Here is a 16,121-nt window from a genome sequence, read left to right as displayed (position 1 = left end):
AAAGACATTTTGCAGAAAGAAGGAATTCACCTATGAAAAAGATCCTTAGAGCACAGCTTAGTTTTTTATTCCTCAGCATCCTACTCCTCGGTGGGCTATACACCGTCGCTGTTACTGGTATCGGTCAACTTTTCTTTGCTCATCAAGCCAATGGTAGTCAGGAAGTCGTTTCAGGGAAGGTGGTTGGCTCTTCGTTGATTGGACAATCCTTTCAACAGGCAGCTTATTTTAGTGGAAGAGGGCAAGACGTGACCCAACTTTCACCAACCTCATCGGAGCAAAAGAAATTAGTAGAAGATAAAACGAAATTGGCACAACAAAGCAATCAAACTACGGAGATCCCAATCGATTTAGTCACAAACTCTGCAAGCGGTGTTGATCCGCATATCAGTGTGGTAGCCGCAGAAAGTCAAGTCTCTCGTATCGCTAAAGAGCGGGGAGAAGACGTTACTAAGATTCGTGCTATAATACAGGAAAAAGCACAAAAAGATTGGTTTTCAGATCGAATGTTTGTCAACGTGCTTGAATTGAATCTGTCACTTGATAACATGTAGGTGGTAGAGGGGTTAGGAGAAACAAAGATGGAAAGACAGGATGTTTCAGAAATGTTACACCAGCGTGAAAAAAGCCGAGGACGTCTACGGGTGTATTTTGGTTTCGCGGCGGGAGTCGGCAAGACGTATGCAATGCTGGCGGAAGCACAAGAGCTGAGCGTACTAGGTAAAGACATTGTGGTAGGCTACATCGAACCTCATGATCGCCCGGATACGAACCAATTATTAGAAGGATTACCACAGATTCCTTTAAAAGAAGTGACGTATAAGGGGCTGACTTTGAGTGAACCTAATATCGATGCCATTATCAAACGTCAGCCAGAGATCGTTTTGATCGATGAATTAGCCCATAGTAATGCGCCAGGATCAAGAAATCGCAAGCGATATCAAGATATCGAAGAATTATTGAATGCAGGAATCAATGTCCATACGACGATCAACGTCCAACATATTGAAAGCTTGAATGATATCGTTGAAGAAGTGACTGGGATCGAAGTAAAAGAAACGGTTCCGGATACGTTTTTCCAACAGGCGACATTGAAGGTGATCGATGTGGAACCAGATGAATTGATCGATCGTTTAGCGCAAGGGAAAATCTATGCTGATGAAAATGCAAAACGCGCCTTGCAGCACTTCTTTATTCCTAAAAAATTGGAACAGTTACGAGGTCTAGCGATTCAACGGGCTTCGGATCATATCAATCGTGTGATCGGTAAAACAAATGGTGTCCAAAGTAAATTGATCACGATCGTTCAAGATGCTTTCCCTAAAATGGCTGAGAAAAGTATTCGGTGGACTGCTCGGTTAGCTCAAGGCTTGGGGGCAGAATGGATCGTGCTATACATTCGTTCCGATGATCGTTTACAAGGGACGAATGACTTAGCGGAGAAACTTGGCGCAGAAGTCGTGGTAATCGAGGAGGACCATTCATTTGAAACGATCGTCGAATATGCTAAACTGGTCGGCGCAACCGATTTGATCATCGGTAAAAATTTGGCGAAACCGTGGACGGAGCGATTGTTTTCAGAAGAGCTGGATGTACGACTGCTCAAACGATTGCCAGAAACTGAACTTCACTTGATTCCTTATAAAGAAAAACGTTCAACCATCCTTTCCCATTCCAAGAAACTAGTGGAAGGGGGAGGAAAAGATTTTGCGATTTCATTGATCTGTGTGTTCGTAGCAACGCTCTTGACTGAAGTAATGCAATATCTTCACTTTGGAGAACAAAACTTGATGTTGGTGTACATTTTCTTTATCTTACTTGTTGCCCGTTTGACCTCTGGCTATTTTTGGAGCGCATTATCTTCTATTTTAAGTGTCTTAGCTTTCAACTGGTTTTTTGTCGAGCCGCTGTATTCCTTGACCGTATATAAACAAGGTTATCCGATTACTTTAGTCATCATGCTGATCGTTGCATTGATGATCAGTAATTTGATGGTTCGTCTGAAAAAACAGGCTGTCCATGCCAGAGAAAAAGAACAACAGATGGAAATTCTGTATGAACTGAACAAGCAGTTTGTTTTAGCAGAAGACCAGCAACAAATCGTTGAATTATCTGCCACTTATTTAGGTAGGCTATTGGATCGGGAAGTGATTTTCTTTGATAAACATGCCATCAAGCTAAGCCAATATACACCAAAAGATGCCCCATTTTTACTCGATCATCCAGAAGAGGCAGCAGTAGCTTATTGGACGGCTAAAAATCAAAAAGACTCAGGTTATGGAACGGATACATTAAGTGGCGCAAAAGGTTTTTATTTACCGATTGTCGCAAATGGTAAGACGTTAGCTGTTTTAGGGATTCGTCGCAGTCGCGGGCTGCCGATCGAGGATAGTCAATTGAATTATTTACGGTTAGTGTTGACCCAGCTTGCTGTTATCTTAGAGCAAACAGAGCTTAAGAATGAAAAAGAACAAATTGAGTTAGAAAATGAACGTGAAAAAGTTCGCAGTAATTTATTACGTGCGATCTCCCATGATTTGCGTACACCATTGACTGCGATTTCTGGGATTGCAGAAACACTCTTGCAAACAGATGAAGAGCTGAAACAAGCAACGCGCCAAAAATTGCTGACCGATATCCAGACAGAATCCCAATGGTTGATTCGAATGGTGGAGAATCTGTTGTCGATCACACGGATCAATATGGACACGATGCAAGTGAAAAAAACAACAGAACCGATTGAGGAAATCATCGAAGCAGTCTATGAACATGTCACAAAAGTTTATCCTGACAAGGAACTATTGGTTCATTTACCGACAGAGGTTTTATTTGTCGAAGTTGACCCTATCTTGATTGAGCAAGCGATGTTCAATCTGGTGGAAAATGCGTTTCGTCATGGATCGACACAAGGGCAAGTAGAAGTTAGCGTGTTTCAAGAGGGACAACAGGTCATTTGCGAAGTGAAGAATGATGGTGAAATCTCATTGAAGCAATATGAAAAAATCCAGATGAATCTATCTAATGAAGAAGAAGTACCAATCGATTCAAAAAATGGTCTTGGCATTGGATTAAGTATTGTCAAAACCATCATCCATGCCCATAATGGGAAATTAGAGATGGCTGTATCAGAAGGGAAAACAGTGGTTCGCATCTATTTGAACAAGAGTGAGGAGGTGACGTTACATGAGGAAAGTACTATTGATTGAAGATGACCCAACGATCACTGATTTTATGGAAGTCGTGTTGGCAAAAGAACATTATCACGTTACGATTGCCACAACAGGCATGGAAGCTTTGCATGTGTTCCAAGAAGATTCCTTTGACTTGATTTTGCTCGATTTAGGTTTGCCAGACATTGATGGCATCGAATTATTGAAAATCATTCGTAAACGACTGGCTACACCGTTGATCGTGATCTCAGCGCGAAACAACGAGCATGAAAAAGTCAAAGCCCTCGATCTCGGTGCTGATGATTACGTCACTAAACCTTTTGGGATGAATGAATTACTTGCTAGGATCAGAACCGCTTTTCGTCATCGTAAACAAGAGGAATTACCTTCAGTCATCACCAATGGTGAATTGACTTTGGACACAGAAAGCCAACTGTTAACCAAAGCAGGAGAACCGATCCATCTCACTAAGAATGAATATCGCATTTTGCTCGTATTATTCCAACACCTTGGGAAGGTCGTCACTTATCGCGTATTAACATCAGAAGTTTGGGGGCCTTATGGAACAGATTCCCAAGTGTTGCGAGTGAATATGTCAAACATTCGGAAAAAAATCGAGAAAAATACCATTCGTCCAGAATATTTGATCACTGAGATCGGAGTTGGCTATCGGTTACGTGATTACCGAAATTCTTAGTAAGCGACAAACAAATTGAATATCGAAAAAAACGACAATCACCGAATAATTTTACCTCTTGGTGATTGTCGTTTTTCGATGTGCTGTTTACCAGCTAGCACATGGAACACTTCTTTTATTTACAGCGCAAGCCAAATTGTGGTTTTCACGTTTTTACTTTAGCTCGCCTTTGATATCATCGATCATTTGACGACTAGCGATTGGTCCATTATATAACCAGCTAGAAGTTGGACCAAATTCGAACACTTGACCCGCTTTGACTGCTTTCAGATTTTGCCAAGTGGGTTCGTTGAACATCGCTGCTTCTTCATCACTATTGACTAAGATGATGTAGTCTGCGTCTAATTCAGCTAATTTTTCTGATGAAACAGCTGACCAATCAGAGGTTGCCTCTTTTGATACTTCTTCTACTAAAGATGGCACACCAAATTGTAGATCTCCATAAACGATGCGACCGCTTGAACGATTCTGGCTGACCATAAAGGCAGAGTTGTTCGTGACCCATAAGACAGCCGCTGTTTTCCCATCGATCTGATCACTCAATTCTTCTCGTGTTTCTTTCGCGTAATCTTGATAATCTTGAATGATTTCCTCTGCTTTGTCCTCTTTATTCAATACTTTGCCAATGTCTTGCAACTGTTCTTCCCATGTGACATCGGTACCATTTTTAACAACATAGGTTGGAGCAATTTTACTATATTGCTCGTATTTACCACCTTCAACAGTGGCTGAAGAAGAAATCAATAATAAATCAGGTTCAAAACTTAACACATTTTCATAGGGTAGATCATAGGAGATAGTTGGGACATCTTTCAGATCATCTTGTAAATAATCTTGGATCGAACCACTGCCGACTGTCCATTGAGCAACCGGGGTTTCACCTAACGCAACAAGATAATCCTCTAAATAACTGCCGATGATCCGCTTTGGTTGGTTAGGTATTTCAACTGAATGTCCTAATGTATCTGTCAAGGTATGCGTACCATTATCAGCAGTAGTCGATGATGCGGTTGTCTCTTCGGTTGTAGATGAGCCTGGCGAGCAAGCACTCAGTAATCCCACCAAAAGTAATGCACTAGAGATTGTGAATAGTTTATTTTTAAGTCTCATGTCTTTCCTCCAAACGTAATTGAGAATGTTTCTCAATTGCTATTATTCCCCAAGAAAAGGGCGCTGTCAACTCTTTTTACTAACGTAAATGACGAAATTTGTGCTTGACGAATTTGTGAAGTACCGTCATAATTGAGAATGATTTTCAATGAGAGGGGGAAGTATATGTCTAGATTAAATGCAGTTGAAATTACTACCGGTTACCCCAACAAAACGATAATTGAAAATTTGTCTGTCGCTATACCAGAAGGGAAAATCACCAGTTTGATTGGCCCGAACGGCAGTGGTAAGTCAACATTATTAAAAAGCTTTACCCGCATACTTCCTGTAAAAAACGGTAAAATATTAGTCAACGATCGTGACTTGACGACCTATCATTCGAAAGAACTAGCTCGGAAACTTGCCTTACTAGCCCAAACGAGTGAATACCCATTAGGAATGACAGTCGAAGAAGTCGTTTCCTACGGTAGATATCCTTATCAAAAACTATTCAGTGGCATGGATGATCAAGATCTGCAAGCCATTGAGTGGGCATTGACAGCGACGGATCTGATCTCGCTAAAAGATCGAGACTTAGCGAGTTTATCCGGAGGTCAAGCCCAACGAGTCTGGATTGCGATGGCGTTAGCTCAAGAAGCAGATATCTTGATCCTTGATGAACCGACAACTTTTTTAGATCCGGCGCATCAACTGGAAATCTTAGATCTGCTGAAAGAAATCAACCGAATGAAAAAAACAACGATTTTGATGTCGATCCATGACATCAATCATGCCTCCCGCTTTTCCGATTATTTAGTCGCAATGAAAGAAGGGCGATTAATTGTCAACGGGACTCCAGAACAAGTCATCACGAAAGAATGGATGAGAGAGATTTTTGAGATCGAAGCACAAATCGTTCAATTACCTGAAACAAATAAACCTGTCTTTTTAACATATGATCTCATCAAGAAACCGGAGGGAAAATGATGAGGAAAGGGAAAAAAATAAATATCCTATGGCTGCTTCTGTTATTGGCAATCCTTGTCTTCTTTTTTGCTTTGTATAATGGTGCTTCTGAAGTTAAAGGAAATGAAGTCTGGCAGGCGTTGTTCCATTTCGATCCAACTGATCAAGCCCAGCAGATCATACGTAATATCCGTCTGCCTCGGGTCATCGGAGCATTTATTGTGGGTAGCTGTTTCGCCCTCAGTGGCGCTTTGATGCAAGGGGTAACGCGAAACAACTTGGCAGATTCAGGATTGTTAGGGATCAATGCTGGTGCCTCGTTAGCCATGGCATTTAGCTTTGCTTTTTTACCTAAAGCTTCGCCGTTTTCAACTTTTCTGCTTTCATTACTTGGTTCGTTGATCGTGACGATGATCGTTCTAGGTTTTTTCAGTTTTTCAAAAATAGGACTCAGTACTATGCAGATGATTTTAGCCGGTGTGGCAATCAGTTCTTTTTTTACCGCAATCAGCCAAGCACTGACCCAGTTATTTAATCTACAACAAGATTTGACTTTTTGGTTTGTTGGCGGTGCGGCGAATATTACTTGGCAACAGTTACTCGTTCTTTCACCTATCTATCTAGTGGCGGTTATTGGCTCTTTTCTATTAGGGAAGTCGATCTCCCTGATCCATTTGAGTGAATCACATGCGATCGCCTTAGGAGGACATCCACAGCGCACACGGGTACTGGTTTTCATCTTTGTTTCGATCTTAGCAGCGTTAGCTGTTTCTTTAGTTGGGCCCGTCTCTTTTATTGGTTTGATGGTTCCACCTGTTGTTCGTGGCTTTGTCGGTACGGATTATCGGTATGTCTTGCCAGCTTCATTTATCGCTGGGGGAATCTTAGTTATGTTAGCAGATTTTGTGGCACGCATGGTCAATCCACCATTTGAAACACCTTTTGGCTTAGTCATTTCCTTGATTGGTGTCCCTTTTTTATTGGTACAAGTTAGGAGGGAACGCGTGTGAAAAAAATATATTGGGAGATTGGCCTGTTACTATTTTTATGGCTTGTGACTGCGGGAATCAGTTTAATGATCGGTACACCGTTTCTTTATATTGATCAATTGATCGATGTCGCACTTGGTAGAGGAACACAGGTCCAACAATTGGTTCTGACAGAATTTCGCTTGCCACGCCTATTGATCAGTTTATTCGCAGGTACCTGTCTAGGAATCGCAGGCTATCTTTTGCAAGGAGTAACTAGAAACCCATTAGCTGATTCAAGTATTTTAGGTATCAACTTCGGCGCAGGATTTTTTGTGATGCTATACTTAGGTTTTTTTACTAGCCATGCGTCACCTTTCTTGTTGCTTTTCGTTGCCTTTTTAGGCGGCACGCTTGCTGCATGTCTAGTCTATTTTGTTGCCTATCAGCGTTCTGGACAAGTAGCGATGAATCGCTTGCTCCTTTCAGGTATCGCTGTGAATGCGGGCTTTTCTGCGGCAATGCTTTTAAGTACGATAAAAATCTCAAAAGAAAATTATGGCTTTGTGAACGCTTGGTTAGCAGGTTCAATCTGGGGGGCTAGTTGGCCTTATGTCACTGCCTTTTTGCCATGGGTACTTATTCTGATCCCTTTAGCGTTTTTCTATAGTCGCAGGATTGGTCTTTTATCCTTTGGCCCAGAACGTGCGCAAAGCTTAGGGTTGAACGTGTCACGAAGTCAGTCAGTTTTATTACTGCTTGCAGTTGGTTTAGCCTGTGGCAGTGTTGCTGTGGCAGGCAGCTTGTCCTTTGTGGGTTTACTCGCACCGCATGCTGCCAAAATCATTGTACGTAAAGAAAATCAGTGGACACTCCTATTCAGTGGTTTGTTCGGAGGATTATTTGTCAATATTGCTGATATTCTTGCGCGCATCATTTTACCAGATGGAGAAGTTCCTACAGGGATCTTGATTGCCGTCTTGGGCGCACCGTATTTTCTTTATTTATTATTTTATATTCAAAAGAAACAACTATCTGTCTAGGATAAGACCAGAATGTTGGGATCGGGAAACACTGAAGGCGATTTTGCCTTTAGTGTTTTTTAGTAGATTGAGAAATACCTTCAACAGCCAGATAAGAAATAAAGTAACAAGACCTATCTAATACAATTCTCATCCAACGAAAGGTTATGTATTGTTATAATGAATATGTAAGCGTTCTATACAGCCTATATAAATCGAGGAGGAGATCTATGGTTACATTCAGCAGTAATTCTCAACAAGCCCAACAGTCCACTTCAAGAATCACCAGTGCAACCACCCCTTTAAACCAAGCATCATCGCTTCAAAATGACACACGCACCACGCTAATTGGCAATCAAGACATTCAAAGTAGCATAACGTCCGCCAAAAACTCAGCCAATCAAATTGCCTCAGCCATCTCAGGCGCTGCTAATCAATTGCAAACTGCTGCTCAAGGATTTTCTACACTAGACACTCAGTTAAGTCGAGATCTTTTTAAGGAGAGACGCTAATGAACCAATGGACAAATCTTGATACCGAGGAAACGTTGCTGCAAGCAAAAAGAGAAGAACAGGAAAAGAAAATGAAACAACTTGATGCCTGCCGTTCAGATTACCAGAATCACTTTAAAGAAATCGGAAACTTCTTATTTCGATTACAGATGTCCTACCAGAAATCGAATACCTTTACGTCCATCGAAACATTCACCTCGGAGTTTTCACATCAAAGTAGGCGATTGATGAATGGCTTTGATGAATGCCAACATCACGAAATGATCCAACAACAAAGAATCACGAATAAACTCGAAGAAATTGCTTTTGAGAAAAGAAAAATCATGTCGGAGGAACAAAACCTATGAGTATCGATATGTACCTAAACGACTCCTTAACACAAGCTACGAGCGCCAGTCACTTCTGCCAAAAACAAGTCACTGATTACCAAAATCTCCAACAAGCCATCACTCAATTCACTTTACAAACGCCCAATCTCCAAGGGAAAACCTACGACGCTGCGAAAGCCTATTTTTCCCAAGTACTATACCCACTCGTCCAAGGAGGAATCTTACTCTCCGAAGCGGTCGAAAAAGTAGCAAAACGATTTCCACAACAGTACATAGAACAAGTCGACTCCATTAGCTTGAAACAATCCGAATTAGAAGCACAAATTCGTCAAATGAATCAATATATCATCCAAGCCGAGGGAATACGGCAACTGCTTCTTTCACCACATATGCCAGAAGAACACCAAGGCTTTCAACTCAATCAGAATACGTTGTTACTCATGATGTATCATGACTTGAAACACAAACTGGAAGAAAAACTCCAAAAACTCTTAGCTTACAATCAAAGTTCCGCCCAATTTTTTACAGAAATCAAAAGTCTCGAACAAGCAGTCAATCAAGGCCTTGCTCAAACGAAAACTGCTTGGAATAGCCAAACGAAGACATTCTCTATCCCGAAAGATTTGTCGTGGACAACCACGATCCAAGACAAATGGCAACAAGCAGAAAACGAGAAAAAAGGCATCGATCCAACTAAAAACAAAGAACTAGAAAAGTACAACGTCTATGCTCTCATTATTCACGATAGCGATGGGAATCCACGTGTCTTTTGGAAAATCGAAGACAAGCAATCAGGCTACGGTATCGTGAACCCCGAGCTCTATCAATATGTCACGAAAGTAGGGCAATATTTAGAACCTGAACTGATCCAATTCATGACGTACGATACTTACCAAGAAAAAGTCAATGTGGCTTGGCGCCAAGGTGTTAATTATGAAACTGGTGAAAAACTAGACCCACTCTTAGGCAGTCTCGTCTCTACCTCACAATACGTCAAAGACGGCTACACATGGATCAATGAATCTGAACTCGGTCAAGCCCTGATGATCTTAGGCTTTACGTATGCGTCTTACAAAGTCTTGACGACCACTGGCGTGAAACAGGTGGAAAATGCTAAGATTGAGGAGGTGGGTGGTGGAAATATACCAAAGCTATCCACGCTAACTGAAGCAGAGAAACTTAAAATTGCAAATCAATATAAGAAAACAGCACCTATAGATATTCCTGATAACGTAAAAATTAATGCCAAGACAATGAATGCTGGTTATGAACAGATTACTTATAAGTGGAATGATGGTGAATTTAAGTATGAAGTGAGGTGGCATACAAGAACTCCAGGAGCACCTGTTGAACAGGGCAATACATGGGTCATCCAAAGAATACTACCTGGAAATGGAGGGAACAAGCCCCAAAATTTTTTCAAAATTGGTGATAATGAATGGGTAGAAGCGTATAAATGGTATGATGCTATAAATGCAAGAAAAAAAGGAAATGCTACTACAGAACAAATTATAATTTTGGAAAAAGGTCATTGGAAGGAGTGAATGGTATGATTGACAATAAGTTTTATGAAGGTTTCGAAGGAGAAGCAGAGCTTTCTTTTATAGCTGATGGCAATAAACTTATAATTTGGAACGGGTATTTTGATACAATTTTAGATAACTTATTAGATTGTAATTTAGAAAAAAAGGGGATTTTGAAAGAATACTTTCATCATGAGGGATGGTATGATGATTCACCGTGGTTAATCAAAGATAAATCCCTTATTATTGAACAATTAAAATGTTTTAATATCAACAAAATAAATCAAACCTCAATGAAAGATAGCTTGGAAGAAGTAGTTCAAGCAATTGTTTTATTTTTAGAACACAATTACTTAAGTAAAATCTATATCAACTACGAATAATAAAAGATAGAAATTATAGATGGTAAAAAGTCTCTATTCATGAATTGTTAAGTTGAAAATTGAAAAACAAATATAAACAAAAAAATCATTCGCATCACTAGTTTTCATCTAGTCTGTGAATGATTTTTCTTCTGTCGTATACATCAAGAAAGAGTAACCTTTATTCATCGATTCCACGTAAACTATAATGCTTTTCAGTGTTATCTAACGAATGAATGATTGACGATTGTTAACATCAAATGGGGATAAATCGATGTCCTAACTAAAATTAGACAGAACAAATCCAAAAATCTAAAAAGTTAAATTGCTATTTTCTCCGTTTTCCGCTACCATTTTAACAGAAGGTAGGCAGGTGATTATTTGGGACACGAAAAGCAGAAAAAAGACCAGCTCCGTCAATTTGGCATTAATGAACTTAAAAAAATTGCTGCAAGTGGCTACAAAAAAGAAAAAGAACAAAAAATCTATAAGCAATTGTTTGCAACCGAGTATTGGAAGCAGGCGCAAGTCATCGGTATAACTCTTTCAAATGAATTTGAAATAGATACACGACCGTTGATCGAACAAGCGAGAGCCTCAGGGAAAATCGTTGTGATCCCCAAAACATTGCCAAAACGTCAAATGGCATTTTATGAGTTCTCCGAGAACACAGTATTGGAACGTTCAAGTTTTGGTGTGTTAGAACCTGTTTCAACGCATTTTTATGAGGCAACGATGATCGATTTATTGATCGTCCCAGGAATCATCTTTCATCCAGATGGGTACAGAATTGGCTTTGGTGGAGGGTATTATGATCGCTATCTGAAAGAGTATCCGCATCAAACGTGCAGCTTGACTTTCAAAGAGATGATTCATAATGATTGGGAACCAGAAGACTTTGATAAGAAAATCCAACATTTATTGAACGACTAAAAAAACAAGGGGGTATATATGAAAGTAAATCGGCAGCAACAATTCAAATTAAAATCTTGGCTCGATGGGCCATTTTTAACACAGATTTTTTTAGTAATCCAAACAATCGTCTTTTTCGCAATGGAGGTATTACCTGGTAATAGCGTGGCTTTTGGACTAGGCATGTCTGGCCAGCATATTGCCTACCTACATGAATGGTGGCGTTTGATCACACCAATATTTATCCATTTTGGGATGATGCATTTTGTACTGAACTCTGTCGTTTTGTATTTTATGGGTTCACAAATCGAAACGGTATACGGTCATTGGCGCTTTTTCTTGATTTATTTACTTAGTGGTATCATGGGAAATGTGACCAGTTTTGCCTTCAATGAAATGAACGTATTATCTGGTGGGGCAAGTACATCGCTTTTTGGTTTATTTGGCGCGTTATTTGTTCTAGGTATTCATTACAAAAATGATAATGTGGTGAAACAGCTTGTACGCCGTTACATGATATTCATTGTTTTTTCTTTTATATTCGGTATATCAGATACCTCAGTAGATATCTGGGGACATGTTGGTGGCTTGATCGGAGGTTTCCTGATAGGGAATCTATTAGGATTACCAAATCGATCCAATGATTACTCAATCCATCATCGTATTATATCGTCGATCGTTTTTCTCTTTCTTTTTATAATATGTGTTTTAGTGGGTTTAAAAAATTATGGAATACTTGTATAATGTGAAGGAAGTGCTTTAAATGGAAAGCTTATACGACGTACAACAGCTATTCAAGAGATTTGGTATCTTTATTTATGTGGGAGCACGGATTTATGATATTGAATTGATGACGATCGAATTACGCAAGCTTTATGATAATCATTTGATCGATCACGAAACATATATGACTGCGTGGCACATCTTAAAAAGAGAACACCGAATCGAAGAGAGCAGAAAGAAAGGAATTTGATCATGGACAAAAAAATTATTGGGATTGATTTAGGTGGAACAACAGCAAAATTTGCGATCTTGACACCTGACGGAGAAATTCAACAGAAATGGAGTATCGATACCAATATTTTGGATGATGGCAAACACATTATTCCTGAAATCATTGAATCTATCAATCATCGTCTGAACTTATACGGTATGAAAGCGGAAGATTTCATCGGTATCGGTATGGGGACACCAGGAACAGTCGACAGCGAAGCTGGTACAGTGATTGGTGCTTACAATTTAAATTGGCGCGAGCTTCAATTTGTCAAAAAAATGATTGAAGAAGGAACGGGCATCAAATTTGCCATCGATAATGACGCCAATGTCGCAGCATTAGGCGAACGTTGGAAAGGTGCAGGCGAAAATGATCCTGATGTCGTATTCATCACTCTAGGTACAGGTGTTGGTGGCGGTATTGTGGCGGATGGTCATTTACTTCATGGGGTGACTGGAGCCGCTGGAGAAGTAGGACACATTACGATCGATCCAAATGGATTCGAATGTACTTGTGGCAAACGTGGCTGTTTAGAAACTGTCTCAAGTGCGACAGGTGTCGTTCGAGTGGCCCGTCATTTGGCAGAAGAATATGCCGGTGATTCACGCTTGAAAGCGATGCTTGATAATGGTGAAGAAGTAACAAGTAAAGATGTTTTTGAATTAGCAGAAGCAGATGATCCATTTGGTTTGATGGTGGTCGATCGTGTCTGTCTATATCTAGGACTAGCTTGCGGGAATTTAGGAAACACGTTGAATCCATCAAGTATTGTCATCGGTGGAGGCGTATCAGCTGCGGGAGAATTTTTACGCAGTCGTGTGGAGAAATACTTCAAAGAATTTACCTTCCCACAAGTGAGAGAATCAACAAAAATCAAATTAGCTGAATTAGGAAATGAAGCAGGCGTTATCGGTGCTGCCTCATTAGCCTTGAAATATGCTGAATAAAGTGGAGGCACGACATGGTTTTATGGATTATTAACATCATTTTATTACTGATCATCTTAGCTATCGTATTTTGGGAAGTTTACTTACGAGTAATGGCTAAACGTTCTGCAACAATGCTTGAAGAAGAAGAATTTCGTGAAGGAATGCGTCGTGCACAAGTCATCGATGTTCGTGAAAAAGATGTCTTTGATGCGGGTCATATTTTAGGCGCTAGAAATATTCCATATACAGTACTAAAAAATTCACTTGGTTCGATTCGTAAAGACCAACCGGTTTATATTTATGATCAAAAGAAAAGTTTGAGTATTCGTACAGCTAACCAACTGCGTAAAGCAGGTTACCAAGATATCTATATCTTAAAAGGCGGCTATGATGGTTGGTCAGGTAAAATCAAAAGTAAAAAAATCTAACGAGGAGTCTTGTACTTCTTATGTCACCTTAGTAGCAACAAGAATAAGAGTGGTTATTCGCTCTTTTTTCTTGTTGTTTTTTCTTATTGCAGAAAAATTATGCTATGATGGAATGAGAGAATATGACAAAGGTAGTCATCACAAAATATTTTCCTAAATTCGTTTTTTTGATTTACGGATGTTATTTGGAAATCAGTTGGTCACAAAATAAAGAACATGAAGAACTGTTGCTCCTCAGTGAGTTAGCCAAGTAAATCATTGTAGCGTGTATTGAGTGGAATCAAGAGAAAAGATGCGTGACAATCAAGCAAATACATATAGGTAGGTGGATAGATGAGAATTGGGATCATCGGGGCAGGACCTCGTGGACTTAGCATGTTAGAGCGTTTACTCTATAATCAACAACAAGAAAATATTGAGATCCTCCTTTTTGATCCAAGTGGAATCGGTGGCAAGGTTTGGCGAGTCGATCAGCCAAAAGAAGTACTGATGAATTCATTGGCGTCACAAGTGACGATGTTTACGGATGAGACATTAAGTAGTGGAGGCGTGGTCGCTAACGGAGTGAATCTTTATCAATGGGCGAAAGAATTTGCCCCTTCTTATCTTAGTCAGACAACTATCAAAGAAAAAGAAGCGTTTTTGTGTGAAGCAGCTAATTTATTAGAAAATCAACCAACAAGTCGTCGCTTCTTTGGCGTCTATCTCCAATGGTTTTACGCGCGCCTACAAGAACGATTTTCTGATCGTTTCGATTATATACAAGAATTAGTTATCGAAGCCACCAAGAAAGAGAAACAATTCATTCTGCGAACTAAAGAAGAAGCCTATGTGGTGGATCAACTGATCCTAGCAACGGGTCATTGGGAACATGAACAAACGTCAGAAGAAAGCCAGTTAAGTGAGTATGCGGCTGAGCATCACTTATTTTACCAAGGACCAGCTAATCCAGCCGATGTTGATTTATCGATGATTCCTGCCCAAGAACCGGTGTTTATTCGGGGGTTAGGACTCTGTTTTTTTGATTATATTGGTTTGTTGACACAACAACGAGGCGGTCGCTTTGAAGAATTGGAAGGTCGATTGGTTTATCGTCCGTCGGGAGAAGAGCCAGTCGTCTATTGCGGCTCTCGGCGAGGCTTACCTTACTATCCCCACGGACGCAACCAGAAAAAAGTTGGCGAGGTGGCACAACCAGTCATTCTGACGCAAGAACGATTAAATATGTATTATCGTACTAAAAAACTGACTGGGGAGGATTTTTTTACTGACTTAAAAAAAGATCTCGAATTGTTTTATTATAAAAAAGTGATCGAGGAACATGGGTTGTCGATTGCTCTCAGCGAATTTCAAGAAGTCTTTCTTGGGGCTACAGAAAAGGAATGGCTGCGAAAATATCCTGAATTATCAAGCCACTTGTGGTCATGGGACTTACTGGATCACTTGCTCGACCACACGTTGCCGTATCAACAAATGAGTCGGAGGTATATCGAAGATCAAATCAATGAAGCGTTAAAAGGCAATGTGAGTGGTCCATTGATTGCGACGTTGGATGCATTGAAAGATTGGCGAAATATCGTGCATCAAGTGATGCTATGGGAAGTTTTTTCTGCAAAAGAATATAAAGAAATATTGTGGCGATGGTTCAATACGTTTGATGCGTTTTTTACTATTGGTCCGCCTTTACGAAGAACGCAGGAATTAGCAGCATTGATCGATGCAGGAATTTTCCATTTGGTGGAACCTCCTTTTACTGTTGTAGGAAAGGACAAGAGATTTCACCTGGAACCAGAAGGGTTTACAAGTAGCTATCTAATTGAGGCACGATTACCAAAAAATGACTTACGAACAACAAGAAATCCAGCCTTGATCAGTCTACGTGATGCCCAGATCCTTCAGCCATTCCAGTTGCATGATCCAAGTGGCGATTTCGTTTCTGGTGCGGTAGCAATCGAACGAGAAAATTCACGTGTGATCGATGCCCATGGAGAAGTACAAAACAATTTGTATTGTATCGGCATCCCAACTGAAGGGGTAGAATGGTTAACAGCCTCCGTTCCGAGACCCCATGTCGATTTTTGGAATCTTAGACAAATTGATCGTATCGCACAACTGATTTTAGCAGAAAAATCATAAAAAGAACGTTCCTTTAGGAGAGAGGGACATTAGTTCTCTCCCACCAACTAAAACCGAATAAACGGCGGGAACAGAAGTAACCTC

At 40.2% G+C, this 16,121-nt stretch carries 17 protein-coding genes; 16 read left to right on the top strand and 1 reads right to left on the bottom strand.

Annotated features, from left to right (window positions below; genetic code table 11):
• The first annotated feature begins 32 nt into the window (after positions 1-32).
• From IGJ49_RS08960 to IGJ49_RS08950, 3 genes are read left to right on the top strand one after another with little or no spacing between them, the layout of a single operon-like run.
• Positions 33-554 carry a potassium-transporting ATPase subunit C gene (locus tag IGJ49_RS08960; protein ID WP_023519889.1) on the top strand — a complete coding sequence of 174 codons (522 nt, stop codon included), beginning with the start codon at positions 33-35 and terminating at the stop codon, positions 552-554.
• 27 nt (positions 555-581) lie between these two features.
• The gene (locus IGJ49_RS08955; protein ID WP_438723187.1) at positions 582-3,206 is read left to right on the top strand and encodes a DUF4118 domain-containing protein; all 2,625 of its coding nucleotides are present in this window, start codon (positions 582-584) and stop codon (positions 3,204-3,206) included.
• Entirely contained in the window at positions 3,184-3,867 is a 684-nt protein-coding gene (locus IGJ49_RS08950) for a response regulator transcription factor (RefSeq protein ID WP_010735133.1), read from the top strand. Before IGJ49_RS08955 ends, IGJ49_RS08950 begins: the two co-directional genes overlap by 23 nt.
• A 153-nt stretch (positions 3,868-4,020) precedes the next feature.
• Here the strand turns inward: IGJ49_RS08950 and IGJ49_RS08945 are convergent, their stop codons facing one another.
• Positions 4,021-4,977, bottom strand: coding sequence for an iron-hydroxamate ABC transporter substrate-binding protein (locus IGJ49_RS08945; RefSeq protein ID WP_438723185.1), 957 nt, complete (start codon positions 4,975-4,977; stop codon positions 4,021-4,023).
• A 165-nt stretch (positions 4,978-5,142) separates the two neighbouring features.
• On the opposite strand from IGJ49_RS08945, the gene IGJ49_RS08940 reads away from it, so the two are divergent.
• The 13 genes from IGJ49_RS08940 to IGJ49_RS08880 all read left to right on the top strand — a co-directional run bounded on the left by IGJ49_RS08940 (position 5,143) and on the right by IGJ49_RS08880 (position 16,037).
• Positions 5,143-5,943, top strand: a complete 801-nt coding sequence (locus IGJ49_RS08940) for an ABC transporter ATP-binding protein (protein ID WP_023519886.1) — start codon at positions 5,143-5,145, stop codon at positions 5,941-5,943.
• A complete protein-coding gene (locus IGJ49_RS08935; RefSeq protein ID WP_438723183.1) occupies positions 5,943-6,932 on the top strand; it encodes a FecCD family ABC transporter permease in 990 nt (329 codons plus the stop codon). The genes IGJ49_RS08940 and IGJ49_RS08935 overlap by 1 nt, the downstream gene beginning before the upstream one ends.
• Positions 6,929-7,933, top strand: coding sequence for a FecCD family ABC transporter permease (locus IGJ49_RS08930; protein WP_438723181.1), 1,005 nt, complete (start codon positions 6,929-6,931; stop codon positions 7,931-7,933). The genes IGJ49_RS08935 and IGJ49_RS08930 overlap by 4 nt, the downstream gene beginning before the upstream one ends.
• Before the next feature lie 209 nt (positions 7,934-8,142).
• On the top strand, positions 8,143-8,424 hold the full coding sequence (locus IGJ49_RS08925; protein ID WP_023519882.1) for a TIGR04197 family type VII secretion effector: 282 nt from the start codon (positions 8,143-8,145) through the stop codon (positions 8,422-8,424).
• Positions 8,424-8,771, top strand: coding sequence for a DUF3958 family protein (locus IGJ49_RS08920; RefSeq protein ID WP_137072547.1), 348 nt, complete (start codon positions 8,424-8,426; stop codon positions 8,769-8,771). The genes IGJ49_RS08925 and IGJ49_RS08920 overlap by 1 nt, the downstream gene beginning before the upstream one ends.
• Positions 8,768-10,297: a transposase gene (locus IGJ49_RS08915; RefSeq protein WP_438723179.1), complete on the top strand. Its 1,530-nt coding sequence runs from the start codon at positions 8,768-8,770 to the stop codon at positions 10,295-10,297. Before IGJ49_RS08920 ends, IGJ49_RS08915 begins: the two co-directional genes overlap by 4 nt.
• Before the next feature lie 5 nt (positions 10,298-10,302).
• Positions 10,303-10,659, top strand: coding sequence for a hypothetical protein (locus tag IGJ49_RS08910; protein ID WP_010735141.1), 357 nt, complete (start codon positions 10,303-10,305; stop codon positions 10,657-10,659).
• Between the two features lie 360 nt (positions 10,660-11,019).
• Complete coding sequence (locus IGJ49_RS08905) at positions 11,020-11,571, top strand: 5-formyltetrahydrofolate cyclo-ligase (protein WP_349519758.1); 552 nt, start codon at positions 11,020-11,022, stop codon at positions 11,569-11,571.
• A gap of 18 nt (positions 11,572-11,589) precedes the next feature.
• On the top strand, positions 11,590-12,294 hold the full coding sequence (locus tag IGJ49_RS08900) for a rhomboid family intramembrane serine protease (RefSeq protein WP_349519756.1): 705 nt from the start codon (positions 11,590-11,592) through the stop codon (positions 12,292-12,294).
• Positions 12,295-12,313: 19 nt separating this feature from the next.
• Positions 12,314-12,523 (top strand): YqgQ family protein, encoded by a 210-nt coding sequence (locus tag IGJ49_RS08895; RefSeq protein ID WP_010735144.1) that lies wholly within the window; start codon positions 12,314-12,316, stop codon positions 12,521-12,523.
• 2 nt (positions 12,524-12,525) lie between these two features.
• Positions 12,526-13,491: an ROK family glucokinase gene (locus IGJ49_RS08890; RefSeq protein ID WP_019723942.1), complete on the top strand. Its 966-nt coding sequence runs from the start codon at positions 12,526-12,528 to the stop codon at positions 13,489-13,491.
• Between the two features lie 14 nt (positions 13,492-13,505).
• Positions 13,506-13,901 (top strand): rhodanese-like domain-containing protein, encoded by a 396-nt coding sequence (locus tag IGJ49_RS08885; protein WP_010735146.1) that lies wholly within the window; start codon positions 13,506-13,508, stop codon positions 13,899-13,901.
• 333 nt (positions 13,902-14,234) lie between these two features.
• Positions 14,235-16,037, top strand: coding sequence for an FAD/NAD(P)-binding protein (locus tag IGJ49_RS08880; RefSeq protein ID WP_438723176.1), 1,803 nt, complete (start codon positions 14,235-14,237; stop codon positions 16,035-16,037).
• Positions 16,038-16,121: the final 84 nt, after the last annotated feature.

It is taken from the genome of Enterococcus sp. AZ171, from assembly GCF_051714005.1.
GTDB classification, from domain to species: Bacteria; Bacillota; Bacilli; order Lactobacillales; family Enterococcaceae; genus Enterococcus_B; species Enterococcus_B pernyi.
Note: the sequence above shows the minus strand (reverse complement) of the source record. Positions and strands in the feature narration are given on the sequence as shown.